Annotated in this window: 21 protein-coding genes; 6 read left to right on the top strand and 15 right to left on the bottom strand. The window is 55.4% G+C overall.

Annotated features, from left to right (window positions below; translation table 11 throughout):
• The first annotated feature begins 88 nt into the window (after positions 1–88).
• Entirely contained in the window at positions 89–2182 is a 2094-nt protein-coding gene (gene mdoH / locus ABIE64_RS05925) for a glucans biosynthesis glucosyltransferase MdoH (RefSeq protein ID WP_258548465.1), read from the top strand.
• A gap of 139 nt (positions 2183–2321) precedes the next feature.
• Positions 2322–2804, top strand: coding sequence for a hypothetical protein (locus ABIE64_RS05920; protein WP_063092415.1), 483 nt, complete (start codon positions 2322–2324; stop codon positions 2802–2804).
• 223 nt (positions 2805–3027) lie between these two features.
• Here the strand turns inward: ABIE64_RS05920 and ABIE64_RS05915 are convergent, their stop codons facing one another.
• From ABIE64_RS05915 to ABIE64_RS05855, 13 genes are all read right to left on the bottom strand, one after another.
• On the bottom strand, positions 3028–3921 hold the full coding sequence (locus tag ABIE64_RS05915; RefSeq protein WP_354376883.1) for an SDR family oxidoreductase: 894 nt from the start codon (positions 3919–3921) through the stop codon (positions 3028–3030).
• Positions 3922–3942: 21 nt separating this feature from the next.
• Complete coding sequence (locus ABIE64_RS05910; protein WP_354376882.1) at positions 3943–4749, bottom strand: enoyl-CoA hydratase/isomerase family protein; 807 nt, start codon at positions 4747–4749, stop codon at positions 3943–3945.
• Positions 4750–4787: 38 nt separating this feature from the next.
• On the bottom strand, positions 4788–5318 hold the full coding sequence (locus ABIE64_RS05905; RefSeq protein ID WP_354376881.1) for a thioesterase family protein: 531 nt from the start codon (positions 5316–5318) through the stop codon (positions 4788–4790).
• 55 nt (positions 5319–5373) lie between these two features.
• The gene (locus tag ABIE64_RS05900; protein ID WP_354376880.1) at positions 5374–7158 is read right to left on the bottom strand and encodes an acyl-CoA dehydrogenase C-terminal domain-containing protein; all 1785 of its coding nucleotides are present in this window, start codon (positions 7156–7158) and stop codon (positions 5374–5376) included.
• Between the two features lie 18 nt (positions 7159–7176).
• Positions 7177–9501, bottom strand: a complete 2325-nt coding sequence (locus ABIE64_RS05895) for a 3-hydroxyacyl-CoA dehydrogenase/enoyl-CoA hydratase family protein (RefSeq protein WP_354376879.1) — start codon at positions 9499–9501, stop codon at positions 7177–7179.
• Positions 9501–10637 carry a thiolase family protein gene (locus tag ABIE64_RS05890; RefSeq protein WP_007088656.1) on the bottom strand — a complete coding sequence of 379 codons (1137 nt, stop codon included), beginning with the start codon at positions 10635–10637 and terminating at the stop codon, positions 9501–9503. Before ABIE64_RS05890 ends, ABIE64_RS05895 begins: the two co-directional genes overlap by 1 nt.
• A gap of 47 nt (positions 10638–10684) precedes the next feature.
• Positions 10685–11089, bottom strand: coding sequence for a MerR family transcriptional regulator (locus ABIE64_RS05885; RefSeq protein ID WP_037988319.1), 405 nt, complete (start codon positions 11087–11089; stop codon positions 10685–10687).
• Between the two features lie 104 nt (positions 11090–11193).
• A complete protein-coding gene (locus tag ABIE64_RS05880) occupies positions 11194–12885 on the bottom strand; it encodes a long-chain-fatty-acid--CoA ligase (RefSeq protein ID WP_354376878.1) in 1692 nt (563 codons plus the stop codon).
• Positions 12886–12982: 97 nt separating this feature from the next.
• Entirely contained in the window at positions 12983–14290 is a 1308-nt protein-coding gene (locus ABIE64_RS05875; RefSeq protein WP_354376877.1) for an OmpP1/FadL family transporter, read from the bottom strand.
• A 54-nt stretch (positions 14291–14344) separates the two neighbouring features.
• The gene (locus tag ABIE64_RS05870; protein ID WP_341365118.1) at positions 14345–15016 is read right to left on the bottom strand and encodes a DUF6134 family protein; all 672 of its coding nucleotides are present in this window, start codon (positions 15014–15016) and stop codon (positions 14345–14347) included.
• 23 nt (positions 15017–15039) lie between these two features.
• Complete coding sequence (locus ABIE64_RS05865) at positions 15040–15336, bottom strand: SCP2 sterol-binding domain-containing protein (RefSeq protein ID WP_354376876.1); 297 nt, start codon at positions 15334–15336, stop codon at positions 15040–15042.
• Between the two features lie 232 nt (positions 15337–15568).
• Positions 15569–16180, bottom strand: a complete 612-nt coding sequence (locus tag ABIE64_RS05860) for an RT0821/Lpp0805 family surface protein (protein WP_114094698.1) — start codon at positions 16178–16180, stop codon at positions 15569–15571.
• Entirely contained in the window at positions 16177–16410 is a 234-nt protein-coding gene (locus ABIE64_RS05855) for a YMGG-like glycine zipper-containing protein (protein WP_037988326.1), read from the bottom strand. The genes ABIE64_RS05860 and ABIE64_RS05855 overlap by 4 nt, the downstream gene beginning before the upstream one ends.
• Before the next feature lie 296 nt (positions 16411–16706).
• Between ABIE64_RS05855 and ABIE64_RS05850 the strand changes: the two genes are divergently transcribed.
• Complete coding sequence (locus ABIE64_RS05850; RefSeq protein WP_007088664.1) at positions 16707–17339, top strand: LysE family translocator; 633 nt, start codon at positions 16707–16709, stop codon at positions 17337–17339.
• 71 nt (positions 17340–17410) lie between these two features.
• Positions 17411–18685, top strand: coding sequence for a CynX/NimT family MFS transporter (locus ABIE64_RS05845; protein WP_114094699.1), 1275 nt, complete (start codon positions 17411–17413; stop codon positions 18683–18685).
• A gap of 35 nt (positions 18686–18720) precedes the next feature.
• Here the strand turns inward: ABIE64_RS05845 and ABIE64_RS05840 are convergent, their stop codons facing one another.
• Complete coding sequence (locus ABIE64_RS05840) at positions 18721–20442, bottom strand: methyl-accepting chemotaxis protein (protein WP_354376875.1); 1722 nt, start codon at positions 20440–20442, stop codon at positions 18721–18723.
• A gap of 173 nt (positions 20443–20615) precedes the next feature.
• Positions 20616–21533 carry a transcriptional regulator GcvA gene (gene gcvA / locus ABIE64_RS05835; protein ID WP_354376874.1) on the bottom strand — a complete coding sequence of 306 codons (918 nt, stop codon included), beginning with the start codon at positions 21531–21533 and terminating at the stop codon, positions 20616–20618.
• Positions 21534–21712: 179 nt separating this feature from the next.
• Here gcvA and ABIE64_RS05830 point away from each other — a divergent pair, with 179 nt between their 5' ends.
• Together ABIE64_RS05830 and ABIE64_RS05825 are read left to right on the top strand one after the other, a co-directional pair.
• Positions 21713–22774 (top strand): DUF1338 domain-containing protein, encoded by a 1062-nt coding sequence (locus ABIE64_RS05830; protein WP_354376873.1) that lies wholly within the window; start codon positions 21713–21715, stop codon positions 22772–22774.
• 77 nt (positions 22775–22851) lie between these two features.
• Positions 22852–24039: an NAD(P)/FAD-dependent oxidoreductase gene (locus tag ABIE64_RS05825; protein ID WP_354376872.1), complete on the top strand. Its 1188-nt coding sequence runs from the start codon at positions 22852–22854 to the stop codon at positions 24037–24039.
• The last annotated feature ends 62 nt before the right edge of the window (positions 24040–24101 follow it).

The following is a 24101-nucleotide window of genomic DNA, read 5'->3' as shown; positions in this document are numbered from 1 at the left end:
CACAATTGCCTGTGTGGTGCGTTTTGCCCGACAGTCGCAAGTTGAATTCAGGGAAAAGTAAAACCTTATGAGCCGGATTTCCGATCCTATGCCTGATAGCGCAGCCAATCATGGTGTCAACGAGGATGACCTTGACCCGACAGTCAAACTGCGTGGGCCGGGTGTTGGATCACGGCGCATTTTCCTGTTTGGCGCGTCGATTTTTGCGACCGCCTATGCCGCGTGGCTGATGGCCGATGTATTGGGGGCCGACCAGCTGACCGTCATGGAAATGGTGGTTATTGCGTTCTTTACGATCAACTTTGCCTGGATTTCAGTATCCTTCTTTACTGGGATTGTCGGGATATTCCTGCGTGGGTTCGGGCTGGATGCGATTACGCTGAAACGGTTGAAGCCGATTGCGCGCAAAGGGTCGCTCAGATCCAGGAATGTGGTGGTGATCCCGGTTTATAACGAAGACCCGGACCGTGTTTTTGCCGGACTGCGTGCGAGTTATGAAAGCCTTGTCGCGACGGGTGAAATCGATGCGTTTGATTTCTTTGTTCTGTCCGATACCCGTGACCCGGATATCTGGATCGCCGAGGAAGTCGCATGGGCCAAGGCCTGCGCCGATCTGAAAGCGCGCGGCAAGATCTTTTTCCGCCGTCGGGCTGAAAATACCGAACGCAAATCGGGGAACCTTAAGGAATTCTGCGAGACCTATGCGACGCATTACGATCACATGATCGTTTTTGATGCCGATAGTGTGATGTCGGGCGAGGCCATGGTGAATATGGCCTATCTAATGGAAAACAATCCCGATGCCGGGATCATCCAGAGTCCGCCGCAGCCGACCGGCCGCCAGACCCTGTTTGCCCGTATCCTTCAGTTCATTTCGCGTGTGCATGGTCCGACCATGTCGGCGGGTTTGTCATTCTGGTGCATGGGTAGTTCGAACTATTGGGGCCATAACGCGATCATTCGCGTGCAGGCGTTCATTGATTGCTGCGGGTTGCCTGTATTGTCGGGCAAGCCGCCGATGGGCGGGCATATCCTGAGCCACGATTTTGTCGAGGCCGCCTTTATGCGCAAGGCGGGCTGGCGTTGCTGGCTGATCCCGCAGCTTGAAGGTAGCTGGGAAGAATTGCCGCCGAACCTGATTGATTATGCAATCCGTGATCGCCGCTGGTGCCAGGGCAATATGCAGCATGCGCGGCTTCTGTTTGCGCCGGGATTCAGGCCGCTTAGCCGTCTTCATTTCTTTATGGGGGTCATGAGCTTTGGCTCATCGCCGCTGTGGCTTCTGCTGTTGCTGTCTTCGACGATTGCGACGCTGCAAAACACCCAACTGACCTATAGCTTCTTTCCCAGCCAGTTCACGATGTTCCCGCAATGGCCGGTTGACCGGTCGTTCGAGATGCTGGTGCTGCTGGTCTTTACCATCGGCATGCTGGTGGTGCCCAAAATCATCTCGATCCTGATGGTTTGTTTCGGCCGTGATCGCAAGAAATACGGTGGGGTCATGGTGCTGGCGAGTGGTGTTCTTGAAACGCTGTATTCCGCCTTGCAGGCACCGATCATGATGATGTTGCATGCGCAGTTCGTGTTTTCGGTTCTGACCGGCAATCAGGTGGGTTGGGATGCACAGGAACGTGACGATACGGGGGTGCCGTTTAAGGCGGCATTGAAAACCCATCGGACGATCATCGTGATCGGCCTTATCTGGGGGGCGGTGGCGCTGTTTGTGGATACGGCCTTCTTCTGGTGGCTGTCGCCGATTCTGGCGGGGCTTGTTCTGGCACCGTGGCTGACGCATTGGTCAAGTAGCCTTGCCATCGGGCGTGCGGCGCGCCGGATGAAGCTTTTTGTGACACCCGAAGAAACCGAATCCCCCGAAGAGCTTGCGACATTGGCGCGCCTGACAGCGGAAGCGCCCGATGAGGATGTCAAAGACGGGTTGCTGCGCCTGATCGAGGACCCGTTTGCCAACGCATTGCATTCGGCACTTTTGCCCGCGCGTAAACCTGATCGTCGTACCCAGATCGAGATCGGCATCATCTATGAAAAGCTGTCCCGGTTGGGCGTCGAAAGCCTGACAAAAGACGAGAAACTCAAGATTCTATCGTGGCCGGTCAAGCCTCTTGATCAAATTATGGCTGGCAAAAAGGACGAAAACGCAAAAATGCCCGCTAATTCGTCATAGTGCATTGATTTTCTTGCATAGGTCGCGCCACAAAAACGCCCTGATTTAATCAAAATATGCCGCGGTTTTTAGGTGATCATAATCCTTACCAAAGAGTTAATCACCGATTGTCGCCATTTAGCCCGAAGGGGCCGCAAACATGACTGATCTGACCATCGCATCAAAAGGCTTTTCCTACGCTGCTTTTGAATCTGCTGCTGTGACTCGCCTGATTGACGAGACCGCGCGTGCGTGGTTGCGTTCGTTCAGTGTTGATAATCCGCAGGCCCATCAGCGTCTGGTGAACGAATTGCGTACCGCCTTGCAGCAGGACACCGTTGCGACAACCGAAAAAGAAAGCATGCAGGACATCCTTGATCAGGCGGCCCATGATGCCATTGCAAGCTGGTTTGCCGATCTGAGCGGCCAGAACAACTGTTTTGGTTCTTCGGGCTTTGCCATGATGCGTTGTGCATTCCTGTCGGCAAACTGCGACAAGGCTTGGTCCGAGCGTTTCCTGGATCGTGAACACAGCAACAATGACCTGGCCCTTGCCCTGTCGGTACAGATGATGTGCCCGACCCCGGCGGTGAAAAGCTGTGTGATGCCGCGCCAGTCGCTGGATCGTCGCGCCGCGTCCTAAGAATTTAAAGATTTGCGCTGACTTGTTTTACCCTCAACGTCATTTGCGCATTCCCAACAAAGCACTGCCATAAAGGCGGTGCTTTGTTGGTTTTGGGGCATGCAAAAAAGAACCCGCCCAAAAGGGCGGGTCGAGTTCAGCGGGCGAGTGGGACCTGATCCCGATTGAAATCAGATCCCGATGACGTCAGGGCACACACTCCCCAACGCCGACGAAAAAAGGTTCAGGCCGCTTTGCGCGCGGCGGACAGTTTTTCGAGAAGCCGGGCGACGGCCGGATCGTTTTTGCCGTTCCGGTCCAGTTCAAGGAAGAAGTCCGGATAGGGGGCCTTGCCCGGTGTCAGGTTGTAGGGTTCGAAATCCGTGATCCCGATGGCTTCGAGCACGCTTTCATCGGTGAAGAATCCCCCCGTAACGTCGCGTGCAGGCGATGTCAGGATGGCGTGCGCGGCATCGGCAAGGATTTCGGGGCTACGCGCGCGACCCTGTTCAAGGCCGGGGATCATGTTAAGGGCGGCGGTTTCGATCACGGTGACGGGCCAAAGCGAGTTGACAGCAACACCTTCGTCTTCGAATTCCGCAGCAAGACCCAGCGTCACGAGGCTCATACCGTATTTCGAAATCGTATAGGCGGTGTGATTGGCAAACCATTGTGCCGACAGGTTGGGCGGTGGCGACATGGTCAGGATATGCGGGTTGTCCGATTTCATCAGGTGCGGCAGGCAGGCCTGCGCACAGGCGAAACTGGCCCGTGTGTTGACCTGATACATCAGGTCAAACCGCTTCATCGGCGTTTGCAGGGTCGGGGTCAGATTGATCGCGCTGGCATTGTTGATCAGGATGTCGATCCCGCCAAAAGTTTCAACGGTTCTGGCGACGGCATCGGCGATCTGGTCTTCTTCGCGAATGTCGGTTTTAAGGGCAAGCGCCTTACCACCGGCTTCCTCGATCTCGGCGGCGGCAGTATGAATGGTGCCGGGCAGTTTGGGATGGGGTTCATCGGTTTTGGCGATGATCGCGACATTTGCCCCATCGCGTGCCGCACGCAGCGCGATTGCCTTGCCGATGCCGCGTGATGCGCCGGTAATGAACAGTGTTTTGCCTGCTAAACTTGCCATGATTTTCTTCCCTGAATTTTCTTATGATTTGCCAAATTGCGGGCTGCGTTTTTCGACAAAGGCGCTGACACCTTCGCGGAAGTCGTGGCTTCCGGCGCAATCGGCGAAGGCGGTGGCTTCGAGGGCCAATTGTTTTGCCAGATCGTTTTCGGGCGCGGTGTTGAGCAACGCCTTGGTGCGGGCAAGGGCGTCGCGTGGACCGGCGGCAAGGCGGGCGGCATATTTTGCCGTGGCCGATGCCAGTTGATCGGCGGGGACGACCTTGTTGACCAGGCCGCATTCATGGGCGTCGGTCGCGGTGAACCGGTCACCCAGAAAGGCGATTTCCTTGGCTTTCTTCATGCCGACAAGGCGGGGCAGCGAATGGGTTGATCCGCCATCCGGCGACGTACCGATATGGATATAGGCCAGCGTGAAAACGGTTTCCTCGGCGGCAACCGCAAGATCGCAGGCATTCATCAGGCTGATGCCAAATCCGGCAACCGCGCCGTCAAGCTTTGCAATAACCGGGCGGGGCAGGGCGGTGAGGCGGGTGATGATGTCATGCACGCGGTTGATCATGGTTTCGATCTGGGGGCGGGATTCTTCGGCCGGGTTTTTTGATAACTCATAAAAGAACTTCACATCGCCACCGGCCATGAAAGTGCCGCCTGATCCCTCGATAATGATTGCACCGATATGGGCAATGTCGGCCTCGATCCGGTCAAGCGCGGTGCCAAGCCCTTCGATCATGGACTGATCAAGCGCATTCATCCGGTCGGGCCGGTTCAGGGTGATCGTTGCGATCTGATCGGTGATCGAAAGCAAGACGGCATCATTTGAAGTCATAAGAATTCCTCCCGCGGGTTTGTGCCCGGTTATTCTTGTCAGGCGGCAAGCCGTGCTTCGATGGCGGTTTCCATGTCCGGCCAGCCCGAAAGCCAGTCGGGCATGACCGGTGATGTTTCGTCCGCACCCACCAGACGGCAAATCTGTTCGGGCGGGACGATGCCATCGGGGCCGACAAACACGGCCTTTACGATGCCAAGTGCCAGTGTCTTGTTTTCCGCGATAAAACGTTGTTCCAGATAGAAACCCTTGTCGTCCCAATAAAGCGCCTGGGTTTCGAGTTTGAAGCGCTGAAACGGTTTGATCGCGCGCTTGAACCGCATGGTGGACCCGGACACGACGGGCTGCCATTTGCGTTTGAACATCTGTCTGGCAATGCCGTTACGCAGGATCAGTTCCGTGCGTCCGAGATCCATCAGGGCGAAGTAGCGCGAATTGGTCATATGGACATTGATGTCCAGATCCAATGGCCAGGCACGGAATGACAAGACAGACGGATCAAGCGGATGCAGACCGGGCCGCAACCAGGACAAGACCAGCACACGGATCAGTCGGAAAATCAGATTCACGACAGGCTCCTTGCGCCAATGATTGCCGGTTGAGGGATGCGGCCCGTTTGCATGATCAGAACAGATCCTCGTCCAGTTCCATCATGGTGCCAGACCCCGCCATGATCGCGCTGAACAGTGCGCCGGACTGCGGCAGGATGCGTTCCATATAGAATTTGGCGGTGATCAGTTTCGCCTTGTAGAAACCGTCCGGGTCGTCGTCCTGTTTCGTAAGGGCGACTTCGGCCATGCGGGCCCACATATAGCCAACCGCGACCAGCCCAAACAGGCGCAGGAATTCGGTGGCGGCGGCCCCGGCTTCGTTGGGGTTTTTCATGCCGCGTTGGGCCAGTTCACCGGTGGCCTGCTGCAACCGCATGAAGGCCTTTGCCAGTGGCTGGATGAAATCGCCAAGCCCGTCCTTCGATACGTTGGCTTCGATATATTCCTGTACCGGGTGGAAGAAACGCCGAAGGTAACGACCAGCCTTTGCCGGCATTTTACGCCCGACAAGATCAAGGGCCTGAATGCCGTTGGTGCCCTCGTAAATCTGGGCGATGCGGGCATCACGAACATATTGTTCCATCCCCCATTCACGGATGTAACCGTGGCCGCCAAAGACCTGCACGCCAAGATTGGCGTTATCAAAGCCCCAGTCGGTGAACAGGGCCTTGACGATTGGGGTCATCAGTTGCACGAATTCGTCGGCTTCTTCGCGTTTGACCGGATCGGCGTGGTGTTTGGCGGTATCAAGCGCGCGCGCAACCCAAATCCCCATCGCCCGGCAGCCTTCGTTGGTTGCGCGTGCGGTCAGCAGCATCCGGCGTACATCGGGATGCACCAGCAGGGAATCGGCGGGTTTTTCGGGGCTTTTGGGACCGGTCAATGCCCTTCCTTGCAGGCGGTCACGGGCATAGGCAGCCGCCCCCTGATAGGCGGCTTCGCCAAGGCCAAGACCCTGAATACCGACCGAAAGCCGTTCCTGGTTCATCATGGTGAACATGGCGGGCATGCCTTGGTGCGGTTCACCGACCAGATAGCCGATTGCGCCATCAAAGTTCATGACACAGGTGGCGGATGCCTTGATGCCCATCTTGTGTTCGATCGACCCGCATTTGACCGCATTGCGATCGCCAAGCGACCCGTCGTCGCCAACCATGAATTTCGGCACAAGGAACAGGGAAATACCCTTGGTCCCCTTGGGTGCATCGGGCAGTTTGGCCAGAACCAGATGGATGATGTTTTCCGTCAGGTCATGTTCCCCGGCGGAAATGAATATCTTGGTGCCGGAAATGGCATAGGATCCGTCTTCACGTGGTTCAGCCTTGGTCTTGATGATGCCAAGATCGGTACCGCAATGCGGTTCGGTCAGGCACATGGTGCCAGCCCACGTGCCTTCGACCATTTTCGGAAGATACTTATCCTTCAGTTCGTCCGAGGCGTGGCTGTGAAGGGCGGCGTAAGCACCAAAAGACAGACCCGGATACATCCCGAATGACAGGTTGGTCGAACAGATCATTTCTTCGACCAGGGCATTGATCGTTTTCGGCGCACCCTGACCGCCATAGACGGGATCGCAGGCAATGCCCGTCCATCCGCCTTCGGCAAAGGTCTGATAGGCTTCCCTGAAGCCCTTGGGCGTGGTGACAACACCATCATCCCAATGACAGCCTTCCTCGTCACCTGTGCGGTTGATCGGGAACAGGAGTTCTTCGCAGACCTTGGCGGCTTCTTCGAGAACGGCATCGACGACGTCCGGGGTGAAATCCTCGCATCCGGGCATCTGGTTGATGTCGTTATAGTCAAACAGTTCGGTCAGGACGAAGCGCATGTCGCGCAGCGGTGCTTTATATTGGGCCATTTTTCTGTCCTCCTCGTCCTAGTTTCGCAACGGCTTGCCGGTCAGAAGCATATGTTCGACCCGGGCCATGGTGCCTTCGTTGCGGACCAGACGCATGAAGCCTTCGCGCTCCAGTTCCAGAATGTCATCTTCGGAAAGTTCTTCGGTGATGTCGGTGTCACCACCGGCGAGAACTTTGGCAAGTTCACCTGCGACGACACGGTCGTAATCGGTGGCCTTGCCCAGACGATAGAAACCATCAACCGCCATCTCGAAGGCAACCCGCGCACTTTCGCCGGGCAGGCGATAGGTGAATTCTTCGGGGGCTTCGTAACCTTCGACCATTGAAAGCGCACGCGCCTTGGCATCGGCCAGTAGGCGATTGCGGTTCATGGTGATGCCGTCACCCTCGCGGAAGAACAGGTTTTCCTTGGCTTCCATCGCCGATTTGGCAACGGTTGCCACCGAGATGATTTCAAACGCCTTGGCACTTGGGGCCATCGGTCCCTTGGGGAATTTCGGATTTTCCGACCAGCGACGGATCATTTCCTTGCACCCGCCCCAGGCCGGGATCAGACCAACACCGGGTTCGACCAGACCGATATAGGTTTCCCCGTGGGCCTGCACGGCATCACAATGCAGAAGGACCTCGCAGCCCCCGCCCAGTGCCATGCCACTTGGTGCGCCGACAACCGGGAAGGGCGAATATTTCAGGGCCTTGTAGGTTTCCTGTCCGGTTTCAACGAGGTTTTCGATTTCCGGCCACGCGGCGATATTGGCGGCAAACAGCGCCAGACCAAGGTTCGCCCCGGCGGAGAAATTGCTGCCTTCGTTATAGATCACCATTGCCTTGAACTGCTTTTTGACAGTCCGGATGGATGTCTTGACCATGCCAAGAACGTCAGCATCAAGCGCATTCATTTTGGTATGGAATTCAAGGCAGGCGACGCCGTCACCGATATCCCAAAGCGATGCGGCGCGGTTGCCGACGACCGGTTCAGATTTGCGTTTGATGTCTTCGAGCAGAAGAACACCGTCCGGGCGCGTGACTTTGGCGTATGTGCCATCAAAACCAAGGAAGAACAGCGTGCCGTCTTCGACCTTGTAAAACGATTTCCCGGCGGCCTTTTTGAGTAATGCGGGGACTTCGATACCGTCCGCTTCAAGCATGGCAATCAGGGTATCGACCCCGATGGCATCCATCAGTTCGAACGGGCCGGTTTTCCACGCATAGCCAAGTTTCATCGCGTCATCGACATCGACAATCGAATTGGCGGCTTCTTCGGCGATGAAGGCGGCATAGGCAAGGGTTTTGGCCATCACGGCACGGCCATAAAGGCCCCCCTTGTCCTTTGCTTCCATCATTTTGCGCGGGTCTTTGCCGGCAGAACGAACGCTTTCAAGGCGGGCTTTTTCCGACTTGGCGAATTTGCCGGTCTGAAGATTGACGGATTCCTTGACCTTTTCGCCACCTTCGCGGTTCAGACGGTAAAAACCGCCCTTGCCCTTGCGACCGGTATAGCCATCGGCGATCAGTTTTCCGACCAGATCGCTTTCGCGGTAAATGGCGTGGAACGGATCGGATTTATCAAGGGCACCTGCCATGCTTGATTGCACATGGGGCATCAGATCCAGGCCCACCAGATCCATCAGACCAAAGACACCGGTTTTGGGAATGCCGAACGGGCGACCAATGACGCTGTCGGCTTCTTCGACAGTCAATCCCCGATCCATCGCTTCGACCATGGCGGCCTGAATCCAGTAGACACCAAGGCGGTTGGCTATAAAGCCCGGCTTGTCATGGCAGATGACACAGGTCTTGCCCAGTTTGTGATCGGCAAATTCCGCGACCATATCGATGACGCCGCTTCGGGTGACCTCTGATCCGACCAGTTCCAGCAGACGCATATAGCGCGGCGGGTTGAAGAAATGCGTGATGATGAAGTCCTGCGCAAACCCGTCGCCCATGCCATCGATCAGTGTGGCAAGCGGAATGGTCGAGGTGTTTGACGAGACAACCGATCCCTTGGCGCGAACGGCGTCAATTTTGCGATACAGATCCTGCTTGATATCAAGGCGTTCGATGACGGCCTCGACGATCCAGTCGCATTTTGCCAGCTTATCAAGGTCGTCCTCGATATTGCCGCACGTGATCAGCTTTGCCACGCGTTTGGACATGAACGGGGCCGGATCGGTTTTCAGCATCTTGGCAACCGCACCTTCGGCAACCGCGTTGCGGTTTTTTGATCCTTCGGGAACGATATCAAGCAACAGAACGGGCGTGCCCGAATTGGCGATATGGGCGGCAATCCCGGCCCCCATAACACCGGCGCCGATAACGGCGACCTGTTTGATGTTGGTCATTACATCGCCTCCAGAATGGTCGCGATCCCCTGACCCCCGCCAATACATTGCGAGGCAAGTGCGTATTTGCCGCCTTCACGTTTCAGAAGGGCGGCGGCTTTACCAACGATACGCGCCCCCGTTGCGCCCAGCGGATGCCCGATGGCCAGCGCACCACCGTCGATATTGACGGTTTTGATATCCAGACCAAGGTCGGAAATGCTGGCGATTGCCTGCGACGAGAATGCTTCGTTCAGTTCAACGACATTAAGGTCGGAAGCCGTGATACCAGCACGTGCCAGCGCCTTTTTCGAGGCACCAACCGGGCCGATCCCCATGATTTCCGGCAGGCAGCCATCAACCGCGACGGATTTGATCCGTGCCAGCGGGGTCAGGCCGTGTTTCTTGGCATATTCTTCGGAGCAGACCAGAACGGCAGATGCGCCATCGGTCAGTGGCGAGGATGTTCCGGCGGTGACAACGCCATCTGCCTTGAAAGCCGGTTTCAGATCGGCCAGACCTTCGGCTGTGGTGTCGCCGCGAATGCAGCCATCTTCGGCGATTGTGCCGTCCGGGCCCTCAATCGGGATGATTTCATCGACAAATTTTCCTGCGGCCTGTGCTGCGGCGGCCTTTTTGTGGCTTTCTACGGCAAAGGCTTCCTGTTCGGCACGCGAAAGATTGTATTTGGCTGCGACGTTTTCTGCGGTGTCGCCCATGCCCATATATGCCTCGGGCATTTCCTTATACAGGGCCGGGTTTGGCATCGGGTTGAAGCCCATCATCGGCACGCGCGACATGCTTTCGATACCGGCACAGATGAAGGCATCACCGGCACCAATCGCGATGGCACCAGCGGCCTGATGGATCGACTGCATGGATGATCCGCAGAAACGGTTGACCGTAACACCGCCGACCGAACGCGGCAGACCGGCAAGGAAAGTCACCAGTCGGGCGACGTTAAGCCCCTGTTCGCCTTCGGGGAAGGCGCAACCCAGAACCAGATCCTCTATCGTGTTGGGATCGATCCCGGTTTTATCCACCAGACCTTTGACAACCTGTGCCGCAAGATCGTCAGGACGGACCTTGGCAAGGGCACCTTTGCGTGCCGGGGTGAAAGGCGACCGGACATATCCGGCAATAACGGCATTGGTCATGGCGAAGTATTCCTTCCTGAGCTGTCAGCGATTCCGGAAAGCAATTGTTACGATACCGGATCGAGTCCTTTTTCTTTCAGCGCATCAATCGATTGTTGTTCGATTTCGCGCAATTCGTCCAACGTGACGTCCAGTGCCTGGCGTTGATCCTCCAGGGCTTCTATTCGATCCCGAACCCGGGTCAGCAGCATCTTGATCTGCTCTGCCTGGGTGGGGTCTGCGCCATAAAGATCCAGATAATCTGCAATCTCTTTCAGCGTGAAACCCAGCCTCTTGCCCCGCAGGATGATCAGCATTCTTGCCCTGTCCTGACGGGTATAAATCCGGGTAGTTCCAGCACGCTGTGGTGCTACGAGACCCTTTTGTTCGTAAAACCGGATGGTACGTGGTGTGACCCCCAGATTTTCAGCCAGTTCGGGAACGGTATAAAACCGGTCGTCAATTTTCGTCATTTGATCGCCCTTATGGTATATATTTTTATCTTTACGTCAATTAGTTTACGTTAACGTCACTTGGATTTTTTCCGTTATGTGTGACATGACGTTAACGTATTGAATTATTGTGCTTTTCCCTCGCGTTTCAGGCGTTCTTCCTCGACCAGTTCCTTCTTCGACAATTTGCCGACCATGGTCTTGGGAAGTTCTTCGCGTATTTCGATTTCGCGTGGCATTTCGATTCTTGAAATCTTGTCGTCAAGGAAGGTTCGAAGATCTTCTGCGGTCACGCCTGCGGCGTCGTCTTTCAGCCGGACAAAGGCCTTTGGTGCCTGACCGCGATATTGATCGGGCACGCCGATCACGGTGACTTCGGCGATCTGTTCGTGCAGATAAAGCGCTTCCTCGATGGCGCGCGGATAGACATTATAACCGCTGCACAGGATGACGTCTTTAAGCCGATCAACCAGAAAGATATATCCGTCCTCATCGGCATAACCGACATCGCCGGTTTTCAGCCAGCCATCGACAAAGGTTTCTTTGGTTGCGGCATCGTTCTGCCAGTAGCCGGGCATTACCTGCGGGCCGCGGACGCAAACCTCGCCTTTCTCGCCGGTCGGCATGATCTGATCCGGTCGGTCAAGCGACCTAATCTGGATTTCGGTACCGGGCATCGGGATACCGATTGATCCTTCCTTGTTGACACCTTTTACCGGATTGCATGTGCAGACGGGGCTTGCCTCTGTCAGGCCGTATCCCTCGACCACTTTTGCGCCCGTAATTTCCTCGAACCGGTGTTTGACTTCGACCGGCAGGGGCGCGCCGCCGGAAATGCAGCATCGAATCGTTGACAGGTCATGCTTCAATGTCTCGGGCGAGTTGTTGATCGCGGTATAGATCGTGGGCACGCCCGGGAAGATCGTGACGTTTTTTTTATCCAGTGCCTTAAGCAGGGCATAAAGTTCGAAGCGCGGCTGCAGGACAAGTTCCGCCCCGAGATTGATCGACGTGTTAAGCGCCACCGTCATGGCAAAGACGTGGAAAAACGGCAGAACGCAAAGCGTAACTTCGTGCCCCGGATTTGCATCGGGCATCCAGCGGGTCAATTGATCGACATTGGCGCTGAGATTGCCATGCGTCAGCATCGCGCCTTTCGGGCGACCGGTGGTGCCACCGGTATATTGCAGCACGGCCAAATCGTCGTTTGTTACGTCTGCGACGAAATTTATGGGTTTGCAGTCGATCAGCCGGGAGAAAGGGATATGACGCAGATCTTTGGGGATTTCGGCAAGTTCGCTGCGCTTGAACAGGCTGAAAAGGACGCTTTTGACCGGGGGCAGGATATCGCTCATCTCGCAGATGACGATCCGCTTCAGGCAGGTTACATCCAGGCAATCTGCCACCTTGGAATAAATCTGTTTCAGATTAAGCGTTACCATCAGGCGGCAACCGGAATCCTCGATCTGGTAAGCGATCTCGCGCTTGGCATAAAGCGGGTTGAAATTGACAACGACACCGCCGCATTTCAGCACGGCATAGTAGCAGATCACGTAATAAGGGGTGTTGGGCAGGCACAGCCCGACCTTGTCCCCCTTACGCACGCCCAACTGATGAAAGCCTTCGGCGACGCGATCAATTTGTCTGGAAATGTCTTCGTAGTCGTAAATACGACCAAGAAAATCAAGACAGGGGCGCTTGGCAAAACGTTTTGCGGCATCATCAAAAATCTCGTGAACCGGGCGCATGCGCACCGGCGAGCTGACATCGACACCGTTTTGCAGGACAGGCGCGTCTTGGACGTTTATTTGGTTCATACGCGTTAACTCCATTACGTTAACGTCACTTTGCGGGCAAAAAAAACCGCCCGACGCGGAATGGCCACCACCATCCCGCATCGAACAGTATAAACGATCAGAACTTGAAATTCGCCTGTAGAGCGATGATGTCGACGTGCGCGTCGTAATCCGCTGCGTAGCTGCCAAGGAAGGTATCCGTCTCGTCAACGCGTGCCGAGTTTGCGAAAACATGCGTATATCCAAGACTTACCGCCGCCCAGTCTGCAACCTTGTATGCCGCACCAAGAGAGACCCAATACCGGTCGGAGTCAGGCAGCCGAACGTTGCGATATTTGGTTTTTATTGGCGATTCATCAAAGGCGACGCCACCCGTAAAGGACCAGTTATCGTCATACTGGTACCTTGCGCCAAGTGATGCAAACCAGGCGCTGCCCCACTTGTATTCGTCCGAGGTTGAGCTCTGCGTTCCGGCTTGCGGGCTGATGTCACCATCATAATTGAAGGTGAGCGTGTCGATGGAGTTCCAGTTGGTCCACTGTGCGTCCGCCATAACGGTCCACTGACTGTTCAGTTCCTGGGAGACGCCAAAGGTGATTGATTCTGGCGTGGCAACCTTTGCCGTCGCATTCCGGTCGGTATAACCAAGTGCGTTGGCGGCCGTATCAAAGTCAATTTTACCGTCAAGTTCGTGCTTGATTTCAGAGTTGTAGGAAAGACCGATTTTCGTACCATCAATCACTTCCCAGTTGATGCCTGCGGCCCAACCAGCGTCTACTGAATCACCACTTACTTCACTGTTTCCTTCGCCAGCACCAGCAAGGTTTGGAACTGACCTAGCGAGCGACGCATCCATCTGCTGAATTTGAGGTCCAGCACCGACCGACAACCCGTTATCAAATCTGTAGGCAAGAACAGGCTTGATATTGATGGTCTTGATTTTGGAGGTTGTACCATAGAAGCGCCCCGCAAAATCAGGTTCATAGTCAGTTACCAGTCCCCAAGGGGATGTAATTGAAATACCCATATTTAACTGGTCATTTAGTTTCCAGACGGCATGGGCGTTAGGCACAAACGCGTCCTGTGCCATATCTTTATAGCTGCCGTTATTGAAGGTTTGAGTATTCGTTACAGCTCCGCCAGAGGCCACAATGTTCTTTGCTTTCGCGACGGGCATGATCAGTGAGCCACCAACACTGTAGCTCGTTTCCTTATATTGTCCGACGGTTCCGGGATTGTAGAACATGGTTGATGCATCAGTTGAGAGCGTCGACATGCCCGCAAAGCTGGAACCCTGTAATGTGCCGCTGGTCTCACGGACCTGAAAGCCTGATGCATGGGCGCTGCCGCTTGCCACAAGTGCGCAGATAAGTGCCGTTCCGGAAGCTGCCCCCCACAGGCAGCTTTTCTTGAATTTGGACGTCATGGGTATCTCCCTGAATCATAACGGTTTTGAAGAATGCGCTTTTTGCGCCCGCTTTTATTTTTGAAGGTCTTTAGCATCGACCCGGATAAAGTCGATGTCGTAACCCTTTCTTTTGAAGCTTGTTTTCAGAAGCCTGCCGTCGGAGCCATACCAAAGGTCGCGTTGAACATCCCCGGTCATGGCATAGTGTGTGGCCGGTATTTCCCGGTTCTTGATGGCAAGTGTTTCTGTCCCGGTTTTCCGGGTTGTCACAGCGTAAGGTTCGGCATTGATGACGCTGTAAAGACTTGTTTTCGCAGTGATATCCTCGCGCCAAAGCGTGAGGGGCCATGCACCGTCGCAGGCATCACGTTTCGCGATCCGCTTGCCAGCGACTTCATAGCAGTCGCCGTCATATTCAGCCTTGTAGACATAGGGGGTGCCGTCATCATTTGTGTCGGTATCAACGGACACAAGCTGATCGTTCCGCCATTTTTCAAGGCGTGAATGGCCATACTGGAATTGAAGGAAAAGGACCTTTACATCCGTACGCGTGGTGATGGTGGCAGTATAACCATCTGGCGTATCGGTGATTTCGACCGTTTCAAAGCCGATGGGTTCACCATCCTTCAAGACCTGATAATTCAGTGTTTCGTCGGCATGCGCCGATGAAGTTGCACCAAGGCTTCCGATCAGTCCGGCGGCCAAAGTGCAAAGAACGGTGCTTTTGATAAAGCTGTGCCGCATCCCTGTTCCCCTGACGATAGAAATCAATCCAGCATGGATGAAAGTTTTGCCGCGACTCCCATAGAGCCCTTGATCTTGAGCTTGCCCATTGTAAAGGCGAGCATGGGATCAAGTTTGCCGGCAATCAGCTTTTCCAGATTGGCTTTCTTGATTTTCAGGATGCAGTCCGCGTCACTCATATCGTCATCGCTGATTTCCGGCTCGGGGCCGGTCGCATCAATGACAATATGCCCGTCATCGCCGCAATCAAAGGCAACCACGGCATTAAGGCCGCGCAATTGCGGAAGTTTCTGTTTTACGGATTCGAGGATATCCTCCACGAACGCCTCCCTGTGAAGCTGATGTTGTTTTTCTGTTTATGTCAGCACTGTAACGCAAAGTGACGTTAACGTAAAACAAATTACGATATGGATAGTTAGACTCCTATTAAGTCACTGATCTGGATAAATAATCGACCGCAAAATTGCGGTTCCAGACAGCAGAAAGGACCCGGAAGTTCCGGGTCCTTCAATATACAACTACGCGTATAGGTCGTATTTTCGGCAGGCGATATCAGGATACGATCTGCCAGCTTCCATCCGGTTGCATGCAGGCTGTGCCATAGCTTTGCTGCTGATTTCCGCCAATGACAGTTGTTGCCGTATATTCGCGGCAATAACGTCCCGCCGTATTTTGCCATGTCCGGGTTGGTGTCATATCAAACTGGCGTTGCGACTCCGGGTTGATCCATCGGGCGGTCTGTCCGTCCGGAATTTGTTGAAGGGCATATCCCGTGCAGGCGACATCGGCCTGATCCAGGCTTTGCCCGACAGAGTACCCACCCAGCAGGCCAAGGATCGCACCGCCAATCATGGCAACGTCACGCCCGCTGCCTTTGCCGATTGTCGATCCGATTGCCGTTCCCGCACCGCCACCAATCAATGCGCCAATCACATCGCGGTTGCATCGCAGGAAATTCCCGTCTGATACGAACATGTCGGGTCGATATCCGCGGTCATAATCCCTGTGATGGTGGTGTTTATCCTTATGCTTTGCACGATGACCGTGCGCCGGTGCCCAGGGTGGCGGGTCGGCAAAGGCCGTCGCCGGAATGGCAACCGGTGCGACGATGCCAACAGAGACCGCAGCGGCCATAATGCGTCGGGACCATTTCAAGCCTGTCACTTCCGGCGTTCCTCATTCTCATGAAGGATATAACCGGCACCGGTGCCCACGACCCCGCCAATGACAGCCCCGCAGGAAATACATCCGCCCGTGACGGCAGTGCCCACAACACCAACACCGGCACCAATGGCGGCACCGCTCAGCATTTTCTGATCCCTGTCACCCAAACCGCTGCAGGCCGACAATCCCAGTGTGCTGGCAACGGCCAATGTAATAGCTACGTTTCGCATCTCTCGTGTCCTTCCCATTTTGTTTTATCGTGGTGGCATTCCGGGAAATGGATACGCCGCCGATCAGACAGTCTGATCGGGCAATAAGGAAGGCATCGGGCGGCTTTAAGGAGAGAGTGCGGCAGATAAGGTAAGAAAAAGGCATCGGGGAATGCCTTGATTCAGAACGCGTTTTCGCCTGTGATTGATGCGATTTTGAAACATCATTTGCGTTGAAACGGTTCAGACATCCCGCTAGCTTGATGGCGCGGCATTAGGCGCGATAAAAAAAACTCAGAAAGACCAAGGGAAACGTCATGACATTTGCGGCCTGGTTGTCCGTTGCGACAATCTGCATCCTTGGCGCGATGACGCCCGGCCCCAGTCTGGCCGTTGTTTTGCGATATTCCGTCGGGCAATCACGTCAGGCGGGGTTTGCCTGTGCGGTGGCCCATGGATTGGGCGTCGGTTTTTATGCCGTCATCACCATGACCGGCCTTGGCATACTTTTCCAGACGGTTCCGGCATTTCGCAATATCGTCAGCGTTCTTGGCGCGCTTTATCTGATCTATCTGGCGATCAAGGCCTGGCGTGCGGCAGGGTCAGGCGCACGGTTCGAATCTGATCAGAGTGGGCAGGTTGCAGATACAATGACGCAGGCGGCACGCGACGGTTTCATGATCGCGTTTCTGAACCCGAAGATTGCGCTGTTTTTCCTGGCCCTGTTCAGTCAGTTCGTGTCCCCGGAATTTGAATGGGGCGGTAAATTCCTGCTGGCTTTCACCGCGGCGGGGATTGATGCCGCCTGGTACTGCCTTGTTGCTGTCGGCTTGTCGCATGGTGCGGTTTTGCCATGGCTGCGCGCACATTCGATGTGGATCGAACGCATCATCGCGATATTGTTTGTCGTGATTGCGATGCGTGTTCTGATTGGCATTCTGCCGGTTTGATCGATCTTTCTTCTGCATGAATAACAAAGTTACTCAGGCTTTCCCCGCCACCACACTGCCGGAGTATTCCGATGACCCAAAATCAGGGCGGTGTTGCACCGTCTGAAGCTTCGCCCGCTGTGTCCCCAACGCAGCAGGATGGAAACACGCGATCAGCCGATCCTGCGGCACGCGGATTTCGCCATCTTGGTCCGCATATCGGCTTTCTGCTGGCGCTTTTGCTTTTGGCAGCGAACATGCGTGGCAGCATCGTTGCCATGGGGCCGCTTGCCGAGATTGTCGGTCTTGATCTGCAGCTTTCGGGCGTGCAGCTTGGTCTGCTGACGACCATCCCGGTTCTTAGTTTCGGTGTGTTATCGATCTTTGCGCCGCGCCTTGGGCAGCGGTTCGGGTTGGAGGCAACCCTTCTGACCATGTTGCTGTTTATTGCGGTGGGGCAGGGGCTTCGTGCGACCGGCAGTTATGGCATCATGATTGTTGGCACGATCATTCTTGGGTCGGCGATTGCCGTTTTAAACGTGCTGACCCCGTCACTGGTGCGGCGCAGTTTCCCGACCCGTGTTGCTTTGATTACAGCGCTTTACACCTTTACGATGTCAACCGGTGCGACTGTTGCGGCATTCGTTGCAATTCCGATACGAAATGCGGCGGATGGTGATTGGCGCTATTCATTGGGGATCTGGGCGGTATTCGCCGCCCTTGCCTTCCTGTTGTGGTTGCCAATGTTGCGTTATCGACATAAGGGCCCGGCACCCGTTTCTGTCACACAGGTTTCCCTGTGGAAAAATGCCGAGGCATGGTGGCTTGCGCTGTTTTTCGGGTGCCAGTCGCTGATGTTTTATACCGGCACGGCCTGGGTCGCGAAGGTCTTCATCGATAGCGGCATTTCCGAGGGGGAGGCCGCAACCCTTCTGACGATCTTTAACGTGTTTGGCATCCCGGCGGCGTTTGCCGCACCGCTGATCTATTCGAAAATCGCCAACAAGAAACTGGCGATGGTCATTTTGCACGTTCCGTTGATGATCGGCATTCCGGGGTTTGTTTTTGCCACGACCGAGCTTCCCTATCTTTGGGCGTTCTGCATGGGGCTTGGGCAGGGGGCGATGATCAGCATCGCATTGACGCTGGTGGGTATCCGCGGCGCGGACCCGCAGACCTCGGCACGGTTGTCGGGTATGTGCCAGTCGGTCGGCTATTTGCTGGCCGCGGTCGGCCCGGTTTTGTTCGGCGCCCTGCATGACCTGCTTGGCAACTGGGAGGCGGCCTTGTCCTTCCTGTTCGTGATTGTGTGCATTCAGATGATTGCAGCCCTCCGTGCGGGATCGGCGGCAAAGATCGGTGGATAAGGTTTCAAGCTGTTCGGGTCTTTTTACATGGCCGGCTATTCGGCGGCTTCGGCGAGTGGTGTGATATTGCGCGCTTCGTTTGCCAGTTGATCGAGTTTCTGCAGGACTTCACGGGTCGCAGTTTCCATAAGGGCGAAGGCCTTTTCCGCGGCAATAATATCGCGGTTCCTGAAGGCCGTGATTGCCGCATGACCGGCTTCATGTTGTGCCAGATGCGGTGCCCGGATGGCGTCGAAAGACGGCAGATGGCGGAACGGTTTTGATGCCGGGCTGTCATACCATTTGCCAAACCGGCAGGTTTTCGCATCCCCCATCTGGATATCGGCGCTGCTGCCCAGTCCGGCGAGCAATTCGGCAACGGATTTGAAGAACACGGCATGTTCGGCGCGGGCACTTCGTATGGTGCGGTTCGGAATTTCATACTGAACCAGTTCGGAAACCTGTGTTTCGATCAGGCCTTCGACCTGACCGATAACACCAATGGCCGAGCGGATTGCCGCAACCTGCCCGCCGGTTTGCCCGGCGATACCGGTAATGCCATCGCGGACGGCATCGGTTGCCTTGTTCTGTTCATCAAGGATGGTTGAAATATCGGCAATGCGGCGGGTCGTGTCTTCCATCTTGCTGCCGATATCCCCCATTTCGCGGGCAACATCATTCATCACATTCTGCCCGCGTGATACGGCATCATTGCCGCGTGCCATGGCATCGACGATGCCCTGTGTTTCGCCTTGCAGGTTGACGATGCGGCTGCGGATTTCCTCGGTCGCGCGTGCGGTCTGCTGGCTAAGGGCCTTGACCTCGCCCGCGACGACGGCAAAACCCTTGCCCGCTTCGCCCGCGCGGGCGGCCTCGATTGTGGCGTTGAGCGCCAGAAGGTTGGTTTCGGCGGCAATTGCTTCGATGGAGGCGACGATCTCGCCGATTTTTTCCGATGCCTCGGCCAGGGCATCGACCCGGCCAGATGCGTCCGACACCGCATGTGCGATGTCATCCATGCTGCCGACAGCTTCCTTGACAGTTTGCTGGCCATTGCGGGTGGCGGTGATGGCATCGGTTGCGTTATCGGCAGCAGCGCGGCCATTTTCGGCAATGTGACTGATGCCGGAAACCATTTGATCGATGGCGGCCGAAATCGATTGTGCCTTGCGGTCGACATCCTCGATGACATTCATCATGCGGGCATTGGATACGGCACTTTGATTGATCGCAACCGACAGTTCCATCGTGCGATCAAGCTGCTGATCGGCGAAGGCATTTTCCGATGCGTTGTGGCGTTTGACGGCACTGGCATCGCAATAGGCGGTCAGCGTCAGTTCGATATCGAGCAGCATGACCGAGGTGAGCGAGGTGACGATGTTTGCCGCCTGACCGGCGTTCCAGCGAAAGCGGGTTATGATGGCCTCGATCAGGGCATCGGTGATCGCGTTATAGGTCGCGATGTAAAGTTTGGGGGTAATGCCGTGGGTTTCGTGGGTCTGGCCGATCCGGTTGGATTCAAGGACGAAATCCTCGTCAATCTTGCCGTCAAACAGGTTTTTCCAGTGATTTTGCAATGATTTCGTCAGGGATGCGATGGTGGCGTCTGAAAGGGGATCGGATTTCAGATCTTCGCTTTGGCTGATGGTCCGGTAAAATGTCTCGGCGCGTTGGGCCGATTTATCGTGGATCAGTCCTGATGCCTTGCGAAGGGCACCAAATGTTTCCGGCAGGATGTTGTAAATCGCCAGACGGTTTTCCAGTTGTGACACAACCATTTCCCTATACCCCAGTCATTCCCCGAAGGGCCACCCCTGTCTGAACATCCTGCAACGGATGCCCCGGCCTGACCGCCTGAATGGCGGTTCTTATACATATGGATGGGAACTTTAGGGGGCGTGGATTCAATCGGCAATAAAATTCGTTGTCGGGATATATCCGTTGAAGGATGTCATGCGGCGTTTGCTTGTGCTGATTCCGCCCTGCAGGTTGCGATGATCCAGTCGCGGAAGGCCCGAACCGCAAAGTTGTTTTCCTTTTCTTCGGGATAAACAACGTAATAGGCGTGCCGGTTGGGGATCGAGACGTCAAACGGGGCGACAAGCCGCCCGTTATCAAGTTCTTCGCGCACCAGAAATTCCGGCAGAAGGGCCAGCCCCAGTCCGGCGACGGCGGCCTGTATCACCATGTGGAAATGTTCAAACCTGGGACCGGCAAGTTCATCCACAACCGCAACGCCGGTTGCCGCCAGCCAGTCCTGCCAGGCGCGGGGACGGGTGGAATGTTGCAACAGGGTGCAATTGCGGACCCGTTCACGCGCAATCGGCAGATCGTCATTTTCCTTAAGGATTTTGGGCGCGCAGACCGCAATCAGGGTTTCGCCCATCAGGCGGTGAAACACGCAGCCGGGCATGTTGTCTTCGCCAAAATGGATGGCGATATCGATGCCTTCGCGGGTGAAATTGAATTCGCGGGTCTGGGTGATCAGGTTAAGCTGGATATCGGGCCATGTGGTTTTGAAATCACCCAGTCGCGGCACCAGCCAGCGCGCGCCAAAGGTCGGCAATGTCCCGACATTCAGCATCCCGCCCGCATCGGAATAGGCCATGACCTGCAAGGTTGCGGCTTCTGCCCGATCCAGAAGATCGCGCACCTGTGCGGCATAGGCTTCGCCCGCCGCCGTCAGTTTCAGGCGTTTTTTTACCCGACGAAAAAGATCCCGGCCCAGATATTCCTCGAGTGCGCGGATCTGGCGGCTGATAGCACTTTGCGTCACATTCAGTTCCTCTGCCGCACGGGTAAAACTCAGATGCCGGGCGGAGCTTTCGAAAAATTGCAGGGCAGTGAGGGACGGCAGGACGCGACGCATATGTTTTGATCCCAAAGTTCATTACCAAATGGAATGATATGGTGCGAATATATCGTTTGTTAGATTTTCTGCCAAGCCTTAGCATTTCAATGGTTCGGAACCCCTCGTGCCACCACATGATCCTTCCGGACAGTAAAATTGATCGGGTAATTGATAATATTACGGAAGGAGAGGCAGAAATGCCCCAGCCAGTTAAATCCCCCTTGAACAGCCAGCTTGGCGCGGTGCTTAAGGCCGTTATTGGCGAGACAAAGGCCGATTATCTGTTCCGGATGATTGATGTGAATGACCGGCTTTTGGCCGATCCTGCGAATGATGCCGGAAAAGTCAGCCGCCTGACGATGGCGCAGGCGCTTAACATGATCCTGTTTGATGGTCTGCTGGAAGCCGTTCCCGAAGGCAAAGCCTATTCCGAGGATAAACTGGCGGCGGGCGAGCCGATCATTTTCGATCATGGTGCCATTCGTACCGTCGATGGCCCGGCAACCGGCGCATTGCCGCGCGGTCATGTTGCCATGGCGCGCATCCTGGCCCCGCTTGGGTTCGATATTGCCGGTGTTTATCCGCTGTCGCGTCTGAAAATGACGGGTCGGGCGTTTTGTCATGCAGATGAACCGGAACTGATTGCGCAGTTTTTTGTGTCCGAACTTCATGTCGAAGAATTCAGCCCGGCCTTTCAGCAGGCGGTTGCCAATACGGTTGGCAAATCGGTTGATCCGCTGTCGCCCGGTGCCAAGGTCCTGCTGGATCAACTGGCCGCTAACGGCACTATCAACTTTGCCGATGCGACCAAGCTTCTGCCGGTTCTGGTCAAATGCTTTGGCGCGCATCACGGCCCGGTAGCCGAGGCCGATTATGAAGTCCTGTTGGCCGAATCCGCCGAAATGGCGTGGATTTCAACCGAAGGCAATGCGTTCAACCATGCAACGGACCGGGTTGACGATATCGAGGCGGTCGCCGACGAACAGCGCGCCAAGGGCCGCCCGATGAAGGAGAAGGTCGAGATTTCCAGCACCGGATCGGTGCGTCAGACCGCATTCAAGGCAACCCGTGTTCTGCGTCAGATGCGTGATGCCAATGGCGATCTGGTGACCCGCAATGTGCCCGGTTCCTTCTATGAATTCATCAGCCGTGATCACGTGCGTGACGAGACGACCGGGGAGCAAAAACTTGATCTTCGATTTGACAGCAGCAATGCACAGGGCATCTTTAAAATGACCGCCGGAAGCAAGGCGGCATAAGGAAGCAAAAAGACCGGAATGCCGGAACGGGTTATACCGTTCCGGTTTCAAAACATTCTATCGGGTGGCAGGCGATCATGGGTTCAGTGGACGAAAATTATGATGTCATCATTGTTGGCGGGGCGGTTATCGGAAGCTCCGCCGCGTGGTTTTTGACCGACCGGGATGATTTCAAGGGCCGGGTTCTGGTCATTGAAAAAGACCCGAATTATGAATTCTGTTCGACAACCCTGTCGGCGGCATCGATCCGTCAGCAGTTTTCGACCCCGATCAATATTGAAATGTCGGGTTTTGGCATTGAATTCCTGCGCAATCTGAAACGTGATCTTGATCCCGAAGTTGATATTTCCTTCCATGAAAAGGGCTATCTGGTTCTGGCGACCGAGTCCGGTCGCGATATCCTGCGACAGAATCACGCAACCCAGACCAAGCTGGGGGCTGATATCGTCTGGATGGAGCCCGATGAACTGGCCGCCAAATATCCATGGATGAACACATCCGATCTGGCGGCGGCCTGCTGGGGCCGCACCGGGGAAGGCTGGTTTGATGCCTATTCCCTGATGCAGTCCTTCCGTAAACAGGCCCGCCGTCAGGGGGCTGATTATATCGACGGCGAAGTTGTCGAAGTCCTGCGCGATGGCAATCAGATCACTGGTGTGGTTCTGAAAGACGGACGGCGGTTTGGTTGCGGGGCGCTGATTAATGCGGCGGGAACCGGTGGATCAAAAGTTGCCCGTATGGCCGGGCTTGAGATCCCGGTGGAGCCGCGCAAACGGTGCATCTTTGTGTTTGATTGCCGGGATGCGGCCGACATTAACGCGGCCTGTCCGATGCTGATTGATCCAAGTGGCCTTTATGTCCGTCCCGAAGGCGATCTTTTCATTACCGGCATTGCGCCGCCTGCGGATCGTGACCCGGAATGCTGGGACTTTGACGTCGATTACAGCCTGTTTGACGATATCATCTGGCCGGGGCTTTACGAGCGTTGCGAACGGTTCGAGGCGATCAAGATGGTCAATGCCTGGGCCGGGCATTATTCCTATAACCTGCTTGATCAGAACGCGATCATTGGTCCGCATCCAGAGGTAAAGAACTTCTTCTTTGCCAATGGTTTTTCGGGCCATGGATTGCAGCAAAGCCCGGCAGTTGGCCGTGGTCTTTCGGAACTGATTGTCGCAGGCCACTACCAAACACTTGATATGTCGGTGTTCGGATATGAGCGCATTCGTGACAATGCCCCGGTTCTGGAACTGAACGTGATTTAAATCGATTTCGTAACGGATGTTCGAAATCAATATCTTAACGATGAAAGCCGGAGCAACCCCAC

The organism is Thalassospira sp. MBR-102 (genome assembly GCF_040549275.1).
Lineage (GTDB): Bacteria > Pseudomonadota > Alphaproteobacteria > Rhodospirillales > Thalassospiraceae > Thalassospira > Thalassospira xiamenensis.
Note: the sequence above shows the minus strand (reverse complement) of the source record. Positions and strands in the feature narration are given on the sequence as shown.